Origin of the sequence: Sulfurimonas sediminis, from assembly GCF_014905115.1 — a bacterium.
In the GTDB taxonomy this organism is placed as follows: Bacteria; Campylobacterota; Campylobacteria; order Campylobacterales; family Sulfurimonadaceae; genus Sulfurimonas; species Sulfurimonas sediminis.
In genome coordinates, this window is sequence record NZ_CP041235.1 from 2159286 (window position 1) to 2177962 (window position 18677).

Genomic DNA, 18677 nt, shown 5'->3' on the forward strand with positions numbered 1-18677 from the left:
TTACTTATAATGCGAATCTTTTTACTTCTTTTAAGCCTCTTCTTAACGCTTCATGCCACAGTGCCTACAGATGCGCAACTCAAAAAAATGATAGGGCGCATGCTGATTGTCGGCTTTGATGAAACTTATGTAGAACCGACGTCACAGATAGTTTCAGATATACAAAAGTATGATTTGGGCGGTGTGATTCTTTTTGACCGGTTTTATACAGACAAACAAAGAGTTAAAAATATCCTCTCACCCTATCAGCTGAAAAAACTTACCCGGCATTTACAATATTTTGCACACAAACCGCTTTTTATAGCCGTCGATCAGGAAGGCGGCAAGGTAAGCAGGCTCAAAGCAAAATACGGATTTTTAGAAATCCCCTCTGCTGCTGCCGTTTCGTGTATGCCTTTACAAAAGGCACAGCAAATTTACAACGCTCAGGCGCAGATGCTCCAAAACAGCGGTATCAATGTAAATTTTGCTCCGGTAGTCGATTTAAGCACCAACCCAAAAAACAAAGTCATAGCAGGCTTGGAGCGTTCTTACGGAAGTGATCCCAAAGAAGTTGCAAAATATGCACAAACAATGATAGACGCCCAGACACGCCACAATGTTCTCTCTGTTTTAAAACATTTTCCCGGGCACGGTTCATCACTCGGCGATTCGCATAAAGGGTTTGTTGATATCACAAATACCTGGGATAAAAAAGAGTTAGAGCCCTATAAAATCCTCATCAATGCCCATAAAGCAGATGCAATTATGACCGCACATGTCTTTAATGCAAATTTAGATGACACCTATCCAGCCACGCTTTCTTACAAAATAAACACAGAACTTTTACGCAAACAGCTCCATTTTCAAGGTGTTATCATCAGTGACGATATGCAGATGAAGGCAATCTCGGCAAACTATTCACTCAAAGATGCCGTCACTTTGGCAATCAATGCGGGGGTAAATATTTTACTCTTTGGCAATCAGCTTGCATATAATTCTACCAAAGAAATAGTTGAGACCATCTTCAAACAGGTAAAAAGCAAAAAAATCCCGCTCAGCAAAATTATAGAATCCAATGCACGCATAGAGACCTTACATGTAAAGAGCGCCATCATTCAAAAGCCCATTATATTTGGTAAAAAACGCAAAGAATTGACACGAGCATACATCCAAAAACATTACGGCTTACATGTAAAGAACATACAGATACAACCTAAAATCATTGTCCTGCATTGGACGGCTGTGATGGATGTCAATAACAGTTTTGCCAGACTCAAGCCGCAAAAACTCCTCTCTGACAGAAAAGAGATCGCCAAGGCTTCGGCTTTGAATGTTTCGGCGCATTTTTTGGTTGACCGTGAGGGGACTGTGTATCAGCTTATGCCGGACAATGTCATGGCACGCCACGTCATCGGACTCAACTACTCAAGTATCGGCATAGAAAATGTCGGAGGCGAAGCAAACAAAAAAGAGGATTTGACTCCTGCACAGGTACGTGCAAATATTTCTCTCATCAAGTATCTCAAACAAAAATATCCCGACATTCGCTACCTTATCGGACATTACGAATATACAAAAATGCAAAACAATCCCCTCTGGTTGGAACGTGATGCCGGGTATAGAACTCAAAAAGCCGACCCCGGAGAACTTTTTATGCAAGAAGTAAGAGCAGGTGTGCAGGATTTGCATCTCAGAGGTGCCGATGAGTAGCGGGTTTTCTTCTCTTGACTGGTTTGTTTTTGGCGCTTATTTTCTGATACTTGCCATCAGTTCATACCTCTTTTCCCAGTTTAAAATCCGCTCTTCAAGAGACTACTTTGTCAGCTCAAATACTATGCCAATGTTCGCTGTTGCCGTCTCCATCGTCGCCACTTCTCAGTCTGCTGCAACTTTTTTGGGTGTTCCGGAGTTTGCCTATGTGTATGATTTTACCTTTATAGGCTTCTACTTTTCTGCGCTTGTAGCTGTTGTGTTTATCAGCATTGTTTTTGTCCCGAAGTTTTACAAATACAGGGTCGTCACCGTCTATGAACTTTTACAAACACGCTACGGAGAACGTGCAAAAAAGCAGGCAGGATTGATGTTTTTGTTCGGACGGATTATGGCAAGCGGAGCCAGACTCTACATCGGTGCACTGGCTGTGAGCATGATACTGTTTTTGGACATCAGCTTTTTACATATGCTTGTTGCTATCATTCTGCTACTCACTGGAGCCTTGGCATACACCTATTTCGGCGGCATTAAGTCCATCATCTTCAGTGATGTTATTCAAGCCCTTACCTATGTCGGTGCCGGTCTTTTAGTCTTTTGGTATTTGTATGTCTCTTTGCACAATGTAGATATTTTAGCAATTTTACAAACACATAACAAGTTACATGTAATAGATAATTCACTTGATGGGAAGTTCAGCATTGTAGCACTTTTTAGTGGCTGGCTGCTTTTAAACATAGCTGCTTTCGGACTTGATCAGGACATGACCCAGCGCGTACTCAGCTGTAAAAACAAAAACGAAGCTGCACAGTCGCTCATTCTCTCCATTGTTTTGAGTATTCCCATCGTCATGCTTTTTCTTGGCATCGGAGCACTCCTTTTTGTGCATTACCAGACAAGTGCGGTAAGTCAGAATTTTCAAGGCGAGAGCATTACCATTTTTATGTATTACATCCTCAATGAAATGCCTTCGGGATTAAGAGGGCTTGTAACAGTCGGTGCCATTGCCGCAGCACTTTCAAGTACAAACTCTGTTTTGGGTGCCATGGCTTCTGTCGCCGTTGAAGATTTGTACCGACCGTGGAAATTGCAAAAAGATCCCCACACCAAAGAAATCCACTTTTTAAAAGCCTCCCGAACAGCCGTACTTCTTTTTGCCTTAATTCTCTTCTTGATGGCAGTTGCAAGTTATTTTTGGCAAAGAGAAAGTGAGCTTTCACTGGTGAGTTTTGCCCTGGGTGTGATGACCTTTGCCTATACCGGACTTCTTGGGGTCTTCTTTTGTGCAATTTTTACCACAAGAGGAAGTGCCACAACCGTTCCTTTTGCCTTAGTCGGAGGCTTTGTGAGTGTTTTGGCACTGCAGCCCTACATCTTTGGAATGCATATAGGTTTTGCCTGGCAGATGGTGACAGGGACTCTGGTCTCATTTTTAATTATGGGCACCTCTAAAAACCCTGATATACCTTAAACACGGATTATGCAATAGAAAACTCAAGAAAGTCTCTATCATTGCACCCAAGGCACATTCATAAAATTATTGACCAACCAAAAAGGTTGGCACAACAATTTTCTAAACATCCCTTGAGCACAAGCATAGAACCTACTTATTGTTTTCTATTGCATAACCCGGGTTAAAGCCAAAAAGATGTTTGACTAAATTATATAAATAATATATAATATTGCTATACAACCATATAAGGAATTATCATGCATAGTTTATCAGAACTTCAAAAACAACAGGTAGGGCTTCGCCTTCCTAAATACTTGCTTGATGAAATAGATGAATTTACCAAAGAGTATTCATTAAACCGAACCGACATTATTGTTGAAGCTATAGCATCTTATGTACGTGAGCAAAAAGCAAAAAAATATTATGCTGCATTTGAGGATTCTGTACAAGAACTCAAAGAGGTTTTGACATCAAATACACAGAACAAGCAACAAACCCTCGATGAATTAATCAATGAACTGTAACATAATCAGTCTTGAAAATTTTTCACGGGAAGTAAAAAAACTTTTTAAAAAGTATAAAAAGATAACAGCTGATTTGCAGGAGTTGCAAAAAATCCTCCAGAAAAATCCTCAAGCCGGCATAGAACTCGGACACGGCTGTTATAAAATCAGACTTGCCAACTCCTCAATACCCACAGGCAAAAGTAGTGGTTTTCGTGTGATTTACTACTATCTTGACACACAGAACAATATATATCTTATGAGTATCTATTCCAAAACAGAACTTGAAAATATAAGTGATCAAAAAATCATTGCCATACTCAAAGAAAACGGGCTGTAAAAGATGAAAGAGTACTACCTCGGCGTTATGAGCGGAACGAGTCTTGACGGTATCGACATTGCACTGTGTGAAATCGACGACACCCACTGTAAGCTTTTTGCTTCTGCCGAGTACCCTTTCCCGGGCGTATTAAAAGAAGAGATTCTCAAACTTACAGCCGGTTTTGGCACACTCAGACACATCGGTGAATGCCACACAAAACTCGGGCTTCTTTTTGCAGAGTGTATCAATGATTTTCTTACAACAAATGCCTTACATGTAAAGAGTATACACGCCATAGGCCTGCACGGACAGACACTTTGGCATGCCCCTGATTCGCTTTACCCCTTTTCCATGCAGCTTGGAAATCCCAACATCGTTGCCGCCAAAACAGGCATCACAACCGTGGCGGATTTTAGAGGCAAAGATATAGCCAACGGCGGAGAGGGCGCGCCTTTTGCGCCTGCTTTTCATCAGTTTTTATTTGCCGATACACAGGAAAACACAGCGGTGCTAAACATCGGAGGCATGGCAAACATCTCTTTGCTTTTTGATACTTTTTGCGGTTGGGATGTCGGTTGTGGGAATGTTTTGATGGATATGTGGATGCAAAAAACAGAGTCACAAAACTATGACACAGAAGGAGCCTTTGCAAAAAGCGGCGAACCGCATGAAGCCCTCCTTGCACAGATGCTTGCTGATGAGTATTTTGACAAAAAAGCGCCAAAAAGTACCGGCAGAGAGTATTTTAATGCCGCATGGCTTGAAAAAAATCTTCGAGGCTTTGAACATCTCAGCGATACACAGGTACAAAGAACCCTGCTCGAACTCACCGCACACTCCATAGCCAATGACGTCAATGCCACACAGGCAACACAGCTCATCGTTTGTGGCGGCGGAACAAAAAACAGCTTTTTGATGCAAAGACTCAATGTGCTGTGCCATGCCAAAGTGTTGCCAAGTGACGCACTCGGTATAAACAGTGATTTTTTAGAAGCGATGGCATTTGCCTGGTTTGCAAAAAAACGCATCCATCAAGAACCTCTTCTTCTCAAAAAAGTTACCGGTGCAAAAAAAGATTCCATAGCAGGAGCTATTTATGCAGCAGATTAAAGCATGGTTGCAAACCACTCCCTATAAAGAGTATGCCATTGCAGTTGCCTCCGCTGATGCAAGTTTTAAAAAATATTATCGGCTTTCACACAAAAATCATTCTGTTGTTTTGATGGATGCCTCTTTGGAAAAGCACTCTTTAACGCCCTTTGTAGACATCACTGCAAGACTTTTACATGTAAAGGTCAAAGCACCTAAAATTCTTGCGCAAAACCTCTCGCTCGGGTATTTGATTTTGGAAGATTTCGGCTCTACCAATCTGCTGGATGTTTTAAACAAAGAAACCTTCAATAAATTCTATGCAAAAGCGATTGATGAAATTATAAAGATACAAAAAGCCGATACAACTAACCTGCCTCTGTATGACAAAGCCTTTCTCCATAGAGAGATGGACCTGATGCAAGAGTGGTATCTGGAAAAAAAACTTGCGTTACATGTAAACAAAGAAGAAAAAGAGTGCATCGCTTCTGCCCTTGAGGCAATATCGACAGTCGTCTTATCACAGCCGCAAAACATTTTTGTGCATCGTGATTTTCACTCGCGAAATATTATGCTTACATCGCAAAACGAACTCGGTATTATTGATTATCAGGATGCCATGAACGGGGCACTCACCTATGATTTGGTTTCGCTTTTAAAAGACTGTTATATTGCTTTTTCGCGTGAAGACATAGAAGCATTGGCACTTTTGTTTGCCCGCAAAAAGGATTTACATGTAAAGGATGAAATATTTTTAAAGTGGTTCGATTTTATGGGACTGCAGCGACATATAAAAGTGTTGGGAATTTTTTCGCGTTTGTATTTGCGTGACGCCAAAGAGGGATATTTAAAAGATATTCCACTGACACTGCGTTATGTGATTGAAACGGCTTTGCGGTATGATGAGACAAAAGAGTTTGGGAAACTTCTGCGGCAACTCAGCCCAGACTGAAGTCTGGGTTCCAAAGAGCGTAAGCATTTGGGCGGCTTTTCGGAACCCGGACTTCAGTCCGGGCTTTGTGGCTTACAAGCCTGAGGAGAATATAAAACTGTTTAAAAAGGAGATGTCTTTATGAAAGCTATGATACTTGCAGCAGGACGGGGAGAGCGTATGCGTCCGCTGAGTGACACTGTGCCAAAACCCTTGTTACATGTAAAGGGAAAAGCGCTCATAGAGTGGCATATAGAAAAACTGGCGCATAAGGGTTTTGATGAGATTATAATCAATATTGGGCATTTGGGCTTTAAAATTCCGGCATATCTTGGAGACGGCTCCAAATGGGGTGTACGTATTCTCTACTCGGATGAACAAAAAAGCGGCGCCCTTGAGAGTGCCGGCGGTATCAAAATAGCACTGCCGCTTTTAGGAGATGCTCCTTTTTTGGTTGTAAACGGCGATATATTTTGTGAATATGACTACAACCCGAATTTCAAACTCACCGATACACTTGCCCATCTTGTTTTAGTACCCAATCCTGCGCACAATCCGAAAGGAGATTTTGGGCTTAAAAACGGACTTGTAACAAATGAAGCCAAAACAATGTACACCTTTTCGGGTATAGGCTACTACCATCCGAAACTCTTTGAAAATGAAGCGTTACAAAAAAGCCCGCTTGCTCCGCTTTTGAGAAAAAACATTGACAAAAGTCTTGTCAGTGGCGAACTATTTAACAAAATGTGGCATGATATAGGCACACCACAAAGGCTTCAAGAAATCAATGAAAACTAAATTTATATTTTTACTGCTCCTAGGCAGTGTACTTTTTGCAAAATATGACAACTGCAATTTTACAAACAAACATTATGAAGATATTTGCAAAAAAGTCGTCAAACACGGCGTCAGTTACAAATATGCCAATGAATTTCTGCTTTCGTATTTTAAAACACAAAAGTATGATGAAATAACCTGGAAATACATACAGCCTTCAAAAATAAAATACCATAAAGAAAAAGAGAAACAGGCAAACAATGTACTGGTAAAATATGTTCCGAAGATGGTACAAAATCTTCAAAAATACAAAGATGTTTACGACTATGCTGAAAAAAAATATCATGTCAATCGTGAAGTTATTGCCGCTATTTTACTCAAAGAGACAAAGCTAGGCAAAATAAAACCGACGCATGATGCCTTCATCGTTTTTAACACTATAGTGACACGCACAAAGCCCGATACCCACCGAAATAAATGGCTCTTACAAATGGGCAAAACAAATATGGCCTCGATTATAGAGCACTGCTATAAAAAGGGGGTCAAACCTGAACAGTGTAATCTGCCTAGCTCTTACGCCGGTGCCATAGGCATACCGCAGTTTATGCCAAATAGTTTCATCTATACAGACTCTTACAAAGGCAAGGTCGCAGATCTAACAAAAATGGAAGATGCCATTCTCTCCGCTGCGAAGTTCTTACATGTAAAGGCAAAATTTGACACCCTCATTGAGTGGAAAAAAATGCCAGATATTCCAAAAGTAGAACAGGAGTGGTACGCCTATGCCTACAAATACGACAATGCCTCATTTTGTTATGAAAGAAGCAAAAAAAGCAAAAAAGTGTACAAATGTTTTACAAAAGAGAAAAAAAATCTCCAGTATATGAGAAAATATGTACAAAAAATTATGCGCTACAACAACTCTTCAAACTATGCCGTCGGTGTTATCCGTTTGGCTTATGAGGCTCATATTTTACTAAAAACTGAATAATTTGCTACATAAGTCGCATTTAAAAAAATCAAAAGCTGTCATAATTCCTTCACGTTAAACAAAAAAACAAAAGGAGTCAGAAATGGCAGTAGTAGGATTTACAAAATTACAAGAGATTTTTAGAAAAAGTGCATCTTTGGATATTCATAAAGGACATGCAAAAGAGGTAACAGATATCGTTGAACAAAAATTATATGATATGCTCACTATCGCTCAAAAAAATGCAAAATACAATGGTCGTGATGTTATCTGGGTGGCAGATATGCCAATTACAAAAGGGTTTGAGGAGACTGTCGAAATCTTTAAAAAACTTGAATCAGAAATAGATGCAAAAGATGTTGCGCAAATGCTTACATTTTATCCACCGGTTTTAGCCCTCGAAACAGAACTTGAAGAGAGACTTCCTGAAATAGCTGGAGCACTTTTAGTCACCCTTGCAAAAACAATGAAAGCAATTGATCCTGCAGACAGAGCTGTTGATCACGAACTTATCAGTAAAGCACACAAAGTTCTCAATATTACAATGTAATATTGAAAAAATACAAGGCCTTTATTTCCCGCCTTGTATCTGTGTTATCAGTGCAAGCTCCAGACTTCCACTCACATAGTTGGCAAAAAAAGTAAGTGTTCCCAGATCCTGCGGAGTAAAATCTGTTTCTTTGTTAAGCAGTTGCATCACTCCCATTACATTTCTCTTCGAATCAAATACAGGAACCGTTAACATATTTTCGGTCAGATACCCACTTTTTTTATCTATATGCTGTAAAAATCTTTCATCTTCATAAGGTTTGTTCACTATCTGCGGTGCCTTGCTTTTATATGTGGCACCAACTATCCCCGCGTCCGCACTGACAACGATTTTTCCCATTCCGTCACTGTGTGTCGTCCAGAGTATTTCATCATCACTGTCCACGATAAATATAGAACATCTTTGTGCCTCTACAAGAGATTTTGCTTCATCACCAATAAGGACGATGGCATCCTCTATCGCACTGGTTGTCATCAGTTTTTTACCGAATTCGGCAATTCTGTTTAATTGTTTCATATTAATCCACTCTCTTTTCTTGATCTAAATAGGTATGCAGCAGTTCTAAAAATCCGCTGACATAATGTGCAAAAAATATCATAAAACGGACATCTTCTTCATCAAACCCTTCTTCTTTGTTTAAAAGTTCCATCACCCCGATAATCTCTCTTTTGGAGCTGAATATTGGTGCTGTTATAATATTTTTTGTGATGTAACCTGTCGCGGAATCAATTTCGGGCAAAAACTCCGGATGGGCATAGGCATCATTTGCTACAACAGGTTTCTTTGCCTTGAGCGTATACCCCACCAATCCTTTGTCTGCACGAAGTGTTATTTTTTTTACTCCGTCCGCCAAGGTTGTCCACACCTCATTTGCGGCAGCATCATATATAAATATAGAACACCGCTCGGCACCTATGACATCTTTGACATATTTTGCAATCAGAGGCAGACCATCTTCAAGAGAATGTTTTGTCAACAACTCTCTTGCAAACTCGGCAAGTTTGAGTGATTTGTTTTTATATTTCATCGTAAAATCCTCTTTATTAATCAATTGCAACTATTATAGTGTAAAATTCTACTAAAAAAAAGGAAAGAGAATGAGTAAATACACTATTTTACACAATCCACGCTGTTCAAAATCAAGAGAGGCACTTAAAATATTAGAAGAAAACGGTATTGCTGCTGATGTTGTCAAGTACCTTGACGAACGTCCGAGTGCCGCGCAACTCAAAAACATTATAAAAATGCTCGGACTGCAAAGTGCAAGAGAGATGATGCGTACCAAAGAGGCCATTTACAAAGAGCTTGATTTAAAAAATGAGACAGATGAGGAAAAACTTATAGAAGCGATGGTGGAACATCCAAAACTTATAGAACGCCCTATCATCATAAAAGACGACAAAGAGGCGATTATTGCCCGTCCGCCTGAAAAAGCAAAAGAGTTTTTAGAGGCTTAGTTTTTCTATACTCACTCCGTTATCTTCCAAAAACTTCGAGATGGTTTTGGAGTGTGTATGTTCATACTCTTTGGCATAGACGATACGTTTGATACCACTCGCAATCAAATTTTTACTGCATTCGCTACACGGTTCAAGCGTCACATAAATCGTCCCGCCTTCGATGGAGATGCCTTTTCTCGCCGCCCAGATAATTGCATTCATCTCCGCATGAATTTCATATGTTTTACTCCACTCATGATGCTCTGCGGTATACTCGCCGTCCCAGTGGTCACAGCAGTTGGTAAACCCTGCCGGCGTTCCGTTGTAGCCCGTACTTAAAATACGCCCGTCTTTGACGATAACCGCCCCAACCTGTTTGGAGACGCATTTGGATGCCAAAGCTATTTCTGAAGCTATATTTATAAAGTTTTTATCGCTGAGCATGGTTTATTTTGGGAGTCTAATAATGTTGATGTCAGCATTGTCACGCAGACGTGCAAAATAGTCACTTAAGACCGCCTCACGTTTTTCAGCCATAATCGCATTGACAATCTGTGGCTTGAGTTTTTCAAAATCCACTTTTGTTGGTTTTGTTGTCGACTTTACATAACAACACATAAAACCGCCTCTGCCGTCAGGCAGAACAGGTGTGAAATGGTCTGGGGGTGTCTTTTCCAGTATCGCCGCAAGCTGTGGCGAAATTTTATTATAAGGAAGAACCTGTTCTTGTGTTTTAACATCCGGTGAATAGAACATCGGATTGTCTATTTTTTCCTGCAGTCGGCTTTTGTCTTTTGATTCGTTTATGATGACGGAAAAAGATTCAGGATGGTTAAATTCTTTTTTATGCAGTTCATAATACTCTTTTAACTCTTCATCAGTCGGTTCGGAGAGAGATGACATTGCAATGGCTGCATAAAGTTTTTGGCTTAAAATCTTCTGTTTTATTTTTTCTTTGAACTCTGTAGAGCTCAAGCCGCTTTGCTCTCTCACAGCATCATACAACTGGCTGATTGTCAATCCGTTTGCTTCGGCCATTTTTTTAATATCATCATACACTTCCGTACTCGAAACCGAAATATCTCTTTTGGCAATTTCAAGCGCTTCAAGTTTTTTACGGATAAGGATGTCGGACGCTTTTTTTGCATCTATATGCGCCTGCTGCATCTCTTTTTCAATATCGAGCAGAGTAATTGCTTTATCCTCTACAACAATTGCGACACCGTCATAGACTTCTGCATTTACCAGGCTTGAAAGCATCAGTAATACGAGTAATTTAAACATAAAAATCCATTTTGTTAATTTTAATAGAGTATTTTACCAACCTTTAACCAACAATTGCCTAAAATTGTAAGAAACTTCTTACATAAGGCACAATCATGGTTGTTACTCGTTTTGCTCCATCTCCTACAGGCTATCTGCATATCGGCGGTTTACGCACGGCTCTTTTTTCTTATCTGTGGGCAAGAAAAAACAATGGAAAGTTTCTTCTTCGCATTGAAGATACCGACAAAGCAAGAAATTCGCAAGAGGCAACAGAAGCAATTTTAAAAGCATTCCAATGGCTCGGGCTTGAAGCTGACGGAGAAATCACTTACCAGAGCAAACGCGAAGATATATACAAAAAATACATACAGCAGCTGCTTGATGAGGGCAAAGCCTACAAATGTTACATGAGCAAAGAAGAGTTAGACGCACTTAGGGAAACACAAATGGCAAATAAAGAGCGCACAAAATATGACGGAAGATACCGTGATTTTACAGGAACTCCACCAGAGGGAGTCGAGCCTGTTATACGCATAAAAGCACCTCTAAGCGGTGAAATAATCGTGCATGACGGTGTCAAAGGAGATATCTCTTTTCAAGCAGAAGATATTTTGGATGATTTTGTCATTGCCCGTGCTGACGGTTCTCCTACCTATAACTTTGTCGTGGCAATAGACGATGCTTTAATGGGTGTCAATGAAGTGATTCGAGGCGATGACCACCTCTCAAATACCCCCAAACAAATCGTCGTTTATGAAGCGCTCGGATTTGATGTTCCGAAATTTTATCATGTGCCTATGATTCACAATGCCCAGGGCAAAAAGCTCTCAAAACGTGACGGTGCGACAGATGTTATGGCATACAAAGAGATGGGGTATCTGCCACAGGCACTGCTCAATTTTCTTGTGCGTCTTGGCTGGAGCCACGGAGATCAGGAAATTTTTTCGATGGATGAAATGAAAGAGCTGTTTGATCCAAAAGACATCAACAAATCAGCCTCTATTTACAATACGGAAAAACTCGATTGGCTCAACGCCCACTACATCAAAAACACACCCAATGAGGAACTCACAGAACTGCTCACTGATTTTGGCGTAGTATTAAGTTCACACGATAAAAAAGAGATTTTACTCGATGCCCTTAAAGAGCGGGCAAAAACCCTCAAAGAACTGTCAACACTTATCAATGAGATAGTGACAACACCTCAGTCATATGATGAAAAAGCTGTCAAAAAAGCCTTCAAAGGCAATGCGATTGAAATTCTTGAAACATTTGCCAACAAGCTTGATGCAGCAAAAGAGCTGCACCTGCCAAGTGATTATCATCATGTGATGGAAACAGTTGTCAATGAAATGGAAATCGGGTTTGGCAAGATAGGCAATCCTCTGCGTGTCGCACTGCTGGGTAAAATGAGCGGTCCGGGACTTGATGTCGTTATGTCTGTCATCGGAAAAGATGAAACCATCTTGCGTATTGCAAGAGCCATAGAAGCCAATATATAATGGCTTCTATATTTTAGTTTGTCTCCGGTAAAAGAGGTACTGTTACGATATCTTGCGATAATTTTCCGGTTAGAGACTCTAAAAAAAGATAAATACTTTGCGTTTCCTCTTGTGATAAATCTACCCCTAACTGTACCTTTGCCATTATTTTGACAGCTTCTTTCAATGATGTGACACTGCCATCATGAAAGTAAGGGGAAGTCATGGCAATATTTCTGAGTTGTGGCACTTTAAAGACATATTTGTCTCCTTCTTTTTTCGTGACATTGTAGCGTCCTTCATCAATCTTCTTGCTTTTTGTATATTCCCAGTAAGGCGCAACCATACCGAATTTTTGATTCATTGTTCCGCCAAGCAATGCACCTGAGTGGCAAGAGGCACAGCCTGTTTTTATAAATGTTTTGAGACCTGCTTTTTCCTCTTGTGTCAAAGCATTTGATCTGCCCTCTAAAAATTCGTCAAACCGTGAAGGTGTTGAAAGCATCCGCTCCCATGCCCCAATCGCCTTTGCATAATTGGCAACACTTATCGGCTTTGCATCATTTGGAAATGCTTTTTTAAACAAAACAGTATATTGTTCAATACTTTGCAGCTTTTTTTCCACCCATTCATTAGAAGGTGCGCCAAAAGAGCCTTTGCCCAACAATGCCTTTCTTGCCTGTTCTTCAACATCTTTTCTGTCTCCGCGCCAATGCTGAGAAATCTGACCTGCGGCATTAAGGACCGTTGGGGCATTTCTTGGATTCAGTTTTCCAAAGTTTCCACGTGATTTTTCAAGATTGTCTGCTCCGTAATAACTAAAAGGGTGGCATTTCGCACAACTCGTTGTTCCGTCTATGGAAACTCTTTTCTCATGAAAAAGCATCTTTCCAAGCTTTATTTTTGCCTGCGTTAATGTATTTGTCTCAGAGGGAAATGTTTTTGGCAATGGCCCAAAATTTTGTTTTGCCTCTTGTAACAGCAAGCCCTCAGAAGCATATGCACATGATATCGCAACAGATATCGACAGTATAGTTTTTTTCACAGTTTATTCCTTGTATTGTATTGTTTCTTATTTATAACTAATGTTTTCCCGGTGCCAATTTAACACCTTTTCTCTCATGCGTAATATATGCGATAAGAGCTGTCATTTTTGGATTATCCAGCGCCATTTTCTTCCCTTCAAGAGGGTTTGCAATACACCAGTTTATCATCTCGCCCATTGTCGCTACTTTGCCTAATTGTTTTTGAAACTTGGGATATGTCTCCGGATGCGTGTTAGTTGCATTTGGATGGCATTCATTACATGTAACGGTGTTCGTTCCCAGCTTTGTATCTGTAAATACTTTTCTTCCCTCTTTGACAACACTTTTATACTCAGCACTCCCGAAGTCAAGATCCTTTTGTGTAAACTGGTCTGCATAGAGTCCGTTTTGTATAAATACAGCAGCACTTAACAGTATAATTGATTTTAATACTTTTTTCATAATTAACTCCTTAATAATGTCTCTGTGAAGGTATTTTCTGATGTTGATATTTTATATCTTCAGGCTCTTGCGTTTTTTCATTGTATGCTACCGTTCTGTTCTCATTATTTGGAAGTTGAAAATGTAAGTCAACTCTTCCAGAGTGCACATCAATCATCTCCCAGCCAGTTGCATCACGCTCAAAAAATGGATCGGCACGATTCATCTCAATGGTAAGTTTTGGCATATAACTTGTACCTTGTGTATAAGTTTTCGGATACGGCCACGGCCATGCTGTTGACATTACAGAATTAAAAGCTATATTGCCGATTTTATTATATTGAATCTGATGGACATGACCATAAATAACATTTACTTTTTTAAAAGGTTTTAAAATCGCTTGAATCTGTTCTGCATCATCAGTCCAGAAATTCCAACCCTTATATATCTTTTGTAAAGGAGAGTGAGAAAAAACAATAATAGGCGTCTCGTTAGAAATTGTACTCAAATCCTCTTTCAGCCATTGTCTTTGTTTCTCTCCAACCATAAATGCAGAACCGTTAGGATCATCCAAACCTGCCATGGTTTGCATTCTATCCATTGGATTTTTCCATTTATGTGTCCATTTTTCATCGACTAATATAGAATTAAGAACAACAATATGAACACCTTTATGATCAAAACTATAATATGGATCACCAAAACGATTCATCCAGTGTTCACCTAAATCAAGATAGTAATCATGCTCGCCCAGCATCATTTTCACAGGTGCTCTTAAAGCCGAAAGAATTTCCGCTCCGTGATCAATCTCTGCTGCTTTGCCAAGTTGTCCTAAATCCCCACCAAACAAAACAAAATCTGGTTTTGGATTCATTAAATTACACTCTGCAATCGCTTTTTTTAGTCCCATATCCCAGTTTCTGACAAATTTTGCCCCTTTAATTTGTTGCAAATGTGCATCAGAAATGACAGCAAAAGTAAAATTTTTACCTGATTTGCTACCATCTATATTATCAGCAAAAGCCACTTCAATGATGCTCATAGGTAAAATAGTACCCGCTGCTACAACGCTTGCCTTTTTAATAAAATCTCTTCTTTTCATTTTTCATCCTTTACATTCTCAAATTCCGAACTTGTAAGTGCTTTTAGAAAAGCAACTAAATCTGCCATCTGTTCTCCATTTAAATGAAGCGGTCGAATTCCCCCATCTAAAAATGGTGAATCCGGAGCATCTGGATTCAGTTTACCTCCAAAGTTGTAAAATGCAACAACTTCTTCAAGCGTACTCAAGCTTCCATCATGCATATAAGGCCAAGTCTTCTCTATATTTCGTAGTGAAGGTGTTTTAAAGGCACCTATCTCATCTACTTCATTTGTTACAACAAAGCGTCCAAGTTCAGAGAATTTTTTTTCAGCAAGAATAAGTTCATCACTTGCAAGGTTCTTTTTGTTCTTTCCTACCTGCTCTTTTTGTTGTGCAAGAATTTTTATATATTCAGAAGCAACTTCAGCTGTTTTCCCCTGGAGTGATTTAAATCCTACACCAATGTTGTAAAAACGGTTGTCAGTAAAGAGTGCCTGTGTTTGGCTGATTACATGGCAAGAAACACATCTGCCTTGACCGAGATAAATTTTCAGCCCCCTTTTTTCCTGTTCATTTAAAGCATTTTTATCACCCCCATACATGTAACGATCAAATTTTGAATTGCCAGATATAACTGTTCTCTCAAAACTTGCTATTGCCTTGGAAAAATGCTCTATCGAAATCTCTGAGGGCTTCACACCAAAAACTTTCTTGAACTCTTGTTTATAATATGCATCTTTTTTGAGCATATCGACTAAATCCTTCCATGAATGCAAGCCCCCTTCTACGGGATTAATCGGTGGGAGCTTAGATTGTTCTTCCAAACTAGCTACTCTTCCATCCCAAAACTGTGATGTATAGTAAGCAGAATTTATGACCGTAGGCGCATTCCTGGTCCCCACTCTTGTACCGTCTTTGTCTGTAAAGCCTTTTGAAACACTCAAGTGGTCCGTAAAAGCTTTTTCCCTTGCATGACAAGTAGCACAGCTCACTTTGCCATCAGCACTAAACCTTGGGTCATGAAATAATACATCCCCCAATTTTATTTTTGCCTCTGTTTGTGGATTATCTGCCGGAACTGGCACATCAGGCAGTCCCAACGGTGCAGCTTCTGCAATAACAGCAAAACCAGCATACACACAGATTTTTTTCCATAACTTCATCTTTTCCCCCTTTTTTCACATTGTTTTATACAACTCTTTATGAGCAACTTGAAAACCTCTTCCTATAAAAGAAAATAATTTTCTTTTAGTAATTATTATATTTTAATGCTTAAAAAGAACTGTAATGTAATAAAAAATTTTAAATAATTCATTGTGTGCCATGAATGGGAAAAAAATGAATAATTTATATAAGAAAAACATATAAATATAAAAGTGTTGAGGGGTAAGTACCTGTTGCTTAACAGGTATTGATGATACACATGACGTTTAGAAACTTAACAAGTTGTTTGTCATGTGCATGGATGAACGTTTATTTTACTATTTAAATATCATCTCTGTAGACATCCGTCATATCAAAATCATTTTCTGGTTCAATGGTAGGGATTGCATCCAAATCACTTGGATCCACTTCCACTGCTGAGAGATTATAATCTTTGCCCTGATAAAACTTTTGTTCTTTGGCATATTTTTGTTCTCTTTGCATCTGCTCCTGAATGTGTTTTTTCACCACATCACTCTTTTTTTCTACCGCAGAATTCTCTGCATTTGCTGCCATTACATGTAACGCTGTAAAGGCAAGACTCAACAATAGTTTTTTCATAACTTCCCCTTATTATTATTTTCACAATATATTATACCTGAAATAAATAGAAAAATAAATATGTTAATTTTTGGCTCTTTCTTTTTGAGATATAATTGCATTATGAATAACAATTCCATAACCATAAAATCTATTTTTCGCCTTGCCTGGCATAAAAAATCTGCACTGATAAAGGGGCAGATTTTTACTCTTTTGTCCATCATCGTCAGTGTACCGATTCCTCTGATGCTCCCTGTCATGGTTGATGAAGTTCTTTTGCACAAGCCGGAGTACATCGTTCCTGCCATTGACAGGCTTTTTGGCAGCGGTTCTGCTTTTTACTATATTGCGCTTGTTGCTTTTGCCGTTATCTTTTTGCGTTTTTTATACTATTTTTTAGGCGTTGTCAGTACAAAAATATTTACCGAAATTTCAAAATATGTTACCTTTATGGTCCGTTTTCGTCTCTTAAAACATCTCCAAAAAACCTCTATGAATGCCTATGAAACACTGGGAAGCGGTGCTATTTCTGCAAACCTTATTACCGATGTAAACACCCTTGATGCTTTTATAATGAGCAGTGCCTCACGCTTTGTAGCATCGGTTTTAACCCTCATTGCCGTTGGCATTGTGATGATAATCATCAATCCTGTTTTGGGCATACTCATACTTTTTGTGCAGCCGCTTATCATGTTTGTCAGCAAGAAAATGTCCGCACGCGTGGGAGAGCTCAAAAAAGAAGAAAACCAGGCAATTGCACAATTTCAGGAAAATATCGGCGAGACTCTGGAACTTTTTGGACAAATCAAAGCAAGTAACAAAGAGCAGCATTTTTTTGCCAAAGCGCTAGAACAGGCAAAAAAAATTCAGGATACTTCCAATGAATTTGGCTTTAAAAGTGTCGCCTATGAAAAGCTCTCTTATACAATCTTTTTAAGTGTTTTTGAACTCATCCGTGCTTCAGGACTGCTGCTTGTAGCCTACAGTGATCTGAGTATCGGTATGATGTTTGCCATGTTTGGCTACATCTGGTTTATTATGACACCGGTACAGGACATTCTCTCCATGCAGTACAGTTACGCCTCCGCCAAAGCTGCTTTAGAGCGTATAAACAAAGTTTTAACGCTCAAAACAGAAACAAGCGGGGAGAAAAAACTCACAGCAAACAGTGTTGATATTTCTGTGAAAAATTTATGTTTCAGTTATGCCTCAAGTGACAAACTCATTCTTAAAGGGATAACTTTTGATGTAGTATACGGCTCAAAAATAGCGCTTATCGGAGCAAGCGGCAGCGGCAAGACAACCCTTGCGCAGATAATTGCCGGTTTTTATGAAAAAACATCCGGTGAACTCCGGTACAATAACATACCAACAGAAGAACTCGACAAACACTCCGTGCGTCAAAAAATCTTTTTAGTCCTGCAGATGCCTATACTTTTCAATGCTTCACTGCGTTTTAATATTACAATGGGACATGAAGATGTCAGTGATGATGAAATTTACAAAGCCCTTGAAATCGCACAGCTGCAAGACATGCTCAAAAGTATGCCTAGTGGACTTGAGACCATAGTAGGACATCACGGCATCAGACTCTCAGGCGGGCAGAGACAAAGGCTGAGCATCGCCAGAATGATAATCGCGAATCCGAGTGTCGTCATTTTTGATGAATCAACCTCCGCCCTTGATGTGCATACCGAAGCCAAACTCTTTAGAGCACTCGCTCCCCTGCTTGAGCAAAAAACAGTCATCACCATTGCCCATCGTCTCAGCACCGTTAAAAATGCCGATATGATTTATGTCCTCAATGAGGGTGAAATAGTCCAACGGGGCACACATAAAGAACTTGAAGAACAAGAAGGACACTACAGCGAATTTCTCAAGGAGCAGTTGTTATAAAAAAGATAAAACAGG

The 18677-nt window shown here is 39.6% G+C and carries 21 protein-coding genes; 12 read left to right on the forward strand and 9 right to left on the reverse strand.

The window, feature by feature from the left end; all coding sequences use genetic code 11:
• The first annotated feature begins 9 nt into the window (after positions 1-9).
• From FJR45_RS11510 to FJR45_RS11550, 9 genes are all read left to right on the forward strand, one after another.
• Positions 10-1692, forward strand: coding sequence for a glycoside hydrolase family 3 N-terminal domain-containing protein (locus FJR45_RS11510; protein ID WP_193150646.1), 1683 nt, complete (start codon positions 10-12; stop codon positions 1690-1692).
• A complete protein-coding gene (locus tag FJR45_RS11515) occupies positions 1685-3163 on the forward strand; it encodes a sodium:solute symporter (RefSeq protein WP_193150647.1) in 1479 nt (492 codons plus the stop codon). Before FJR45_RS11510 ends, FJR45_RS11515 begins: the two co-directional genes overlap by 8 nt.
• Positions 3164-3402: 239 nt before the next feature.
• Complete coding sequence (locus tag FJR45_RS11520; RefSeq protein ID WP_193150648.1) at positions 3403-3669, forward strand: ribbon-helix-helix domain-containing protein; 267 nt, start codon at positions 3403-3405, stop codon at positions 3667-3669.
• Positions 3659-3988 (forward strand): type II toxin-antitoxin system RelE/ParE family toxin, encoded by a 330-nt coding sequence (locus tag FJR45_RS11525; protein WP_193150649.1) that lies wholly within the window; start codon positions 3659-3661, stop codon positions 3986-3988. The genes FJR45_RS11520 and FJR45_RS11525 overlap by 11 nt, the downstream gene beginning before the upstream one ends.
• Positions 3989-3991: 3 nt before the next feature.
• On the forward strand, positions 3992-5080 hold the full coding sequence (locus FJR45_RS11530) for an anhydro-N-acetylmuramic acid kinase (protein ID WP_193150650.1): 1089 nt from the start codon (positions 3992-3994) through the stop codon (positions 5078-5080).
• Positions 5067-6011, forward strand: a complete 945-nt coding sequence (locus tag FJR45_RS11535; protein ID WP_193150651.1) for an aminoglycoside phosphotransferase family protein — start codon at positions 5067-5069, stop codon at positions 6009-6011. Before FJR45_RS11530 ends, FJR45_RS11535 begins: the two co-directional genes overlap by 14 nt.
• Positions 6012-6131: 120 nt before the next feature.
• The gene (gene murU, locus FJR45_RS11540) at positions 6132-6788 is read left to right on the forward strand and encodes an N-acetylmuramate alpha-1-phosphate uridylyltransferase MurU (protein ID WP_193150652.1); all 657 of its coding nucleotides are present in this window, start codon (positions 6132-6134) and stop codon (positions 6786-6788) included.
• Positions 6778-7758: a lytic murein transglycosylase gene (locus tag FJR45_RS11545; RefSeq protein ID WP_193150653.1), complete on the forward strand. Its 981-nt coding sequence runs from the start codon at positions 6778-6780 to the stop codon at positions 7756-7758. Before murU ends, FJR45_RS11545 begins: the two co-directional genes overlap by 11 nt.
• Before the next feature lie 82 nt (positions 7759-7840).
• Positions 7841-8287, forward strand: a complete 447-nt coding sequence (locus tag FJR45_RS11550) for a DUF1931 family protein (protein ID WP_193150654.1) — start codon at positions 7841-7843, stop codon at positions 8285-8287.
• A gap of 21 nt (positions 8288-8308) precedes the next feature.
• Here the strand turns inward: FJR45_RS11550 and FJR45_RS11555 are convergent, their stop codons facing one another.
• Both FJR45_RS11555 and FJR45_RS11560 read right to left on the reverse strand, forming a co-directional pair.
• Positions 8309-8803 carry a GAF domain-containing protein gene (locus FJR45_RS11555; protein ID WP_193150655.1) on the reverse strand — a complete coding sequence of 165 codons (495 nt, stop codon included), beginning with the start codon at positions 8801-8803 and terminating at the stop codon, positions 8309-8311.
• A gap of 1 nt (position 8804) precedes the next feature.
• A complete protein-coding gene (locus FJR45_RS11560) occupies positions 8805-9314 on the reverse strand; it encodes a GAF domain-containing protein (RefSeq protein WP_193150656.1) in 510 nt (169 codons plus the stop codon).
• A gap of 70 nt (positions 9315-9384) precedes the next feature.
• Here FJR45_RS11560 and arsC point away from each other — a divergent pair, with 70 nt between their 5' ends.
• A complete protein-coding gene (gene arsC, locus FJR45_RS11565) occupies positions 9385-9744 on the forward strand; it encodes an arsenate reductase (glutaredoxin) (RefSeq protein WP_193150657.1) in 360 nt (119 codons plus the stop codon).
• On the opposite strand, the gene FJR45_RS11570 is transcribed toward arsC, so the two are convergent.
• Together FJR45_RS11570 and FJR45_RS11575 are read right to left on the reverse strand one after the other, a co-directional pair.
• On the reverse strand, positions 9733-10170 hold the full coding sequence (locus FJR45_RS11570; RefSeq protein ID WP_193150658.1) for a deoxycytidylate deaminase: 438 nt from the start codon (positions 10168-10170) through the stop codon (positions 9733-9735). The two genes, arsC and FJR45_RS11570, sit on opposite strands and share 12 nt — an antisense overlap.
• Positions 10171-10173: 3 nt before the next feature.
• The gene (locus FJR45_RS11575) at positions 10174-11010 is read right to left on the reverse strand and encodes a peptidylprolyl isomerase (RefSeq protein WP_193150659.1); all 837 of its coding nucleotides are present in this window, start codon (positions 11008-11010) and stop codon (positions 10174-10176) included.
• A 95-nt stretch (positions 11011-11105) separates the two neighbouring features.
• On the opposite strand from FJR45_RS11575, the gene gltX reads away from it, so the two are divergent.
• The gene (gene gltX / locus FJR45_RS11580; protein ID WP_193150660.1) at positions 11106-12494 is read left to right on the forward strand and encodes a glutamate--tRNA ligase; all 1389 of its coding nucleotides are present in this window, start codon (positions 11106-11108) and stop codon (positions 12492-12494) included.
• A gap of 13 nt (positions 12495-12507) precedes the next feature.
• On the opposite strand, the gene FJR45_RS11585 is transcribed toward gltX, so the two are convergent.
• The 5 genes from FJR45_RS11585 to FJR45_RS11605 form a co-directional block, all read right to left on the reverse strand.
• A complete protein-coding gene (locus tag FJR45_RS11585; protein ID WP_193150661.1) occupies positions 12508-13518 on the reverse strand; it encodes a cytochrome-c peroxidase in 1011 nt (336 codons plus the stop codon).
• Positions 13519-13555: 37 nt separating this feature from the next.
• Positions 13556-13960: a c-type cytochrome gene (locus tag FJR45_RS11590; RefSeq protein ID WP_193150662.1), complete on the reverse strand. Its 405-nt coding sequence runs from the start codon at positions 13958-13960 to the stop codon at positions 13556-13558.
• Positions 13961-13970: 10 nt separating this feature from the next.
• Positions 13971-15041, reverse strand: a complete 1071-nt coding sequence (locus FJR45_RS11595) for a metallophosphoesterase family protein (RefSeq protein WP_193150663.1) — start codon at positions 15039-15041, stop codon at positions 13971-13973.
• Entirely contained in the window at positions 15038-16186 is a 1149-nt protein-coding gene (locus FJR45_RS12615) for a cytochrome-c peroxidase (protein ID WP_193150664.1), read from the reverse strand. The genes FJR45_RS11595 and FJR45_RS12615 overlap by 4 nt, the downstream gene beginning before the upstream one ends.
• Positions 16187-16508: 322 nt before the next feature.
• A complete protein-coding gene (locus tag FJR45_RS11605; RefSeq protein WP_193150665.1) occupies positions 16509-16787 on the reverse strand; it encodes a hypothetical protein in 279 nt (92 codons plus the stop codon).
• 102 nt (positions 16788-16889) lie between these two features.
• Between FJR45_RS11605 and FJR45_RS11610 the strand changes: the two genes are divergently transcribed.
• Complete coding sequence (locus FJR45_RS11610) at positions 16890-18662, forward strand: ABC transporter ATP-binding protein (RefSeq protein ID WP_193150666.1); 1773 nt, start codon at positions 16890-16892, stop codon at positions 18660-18662.
• Positions 18663-18677: the final 15 nt, after the last annotated feature.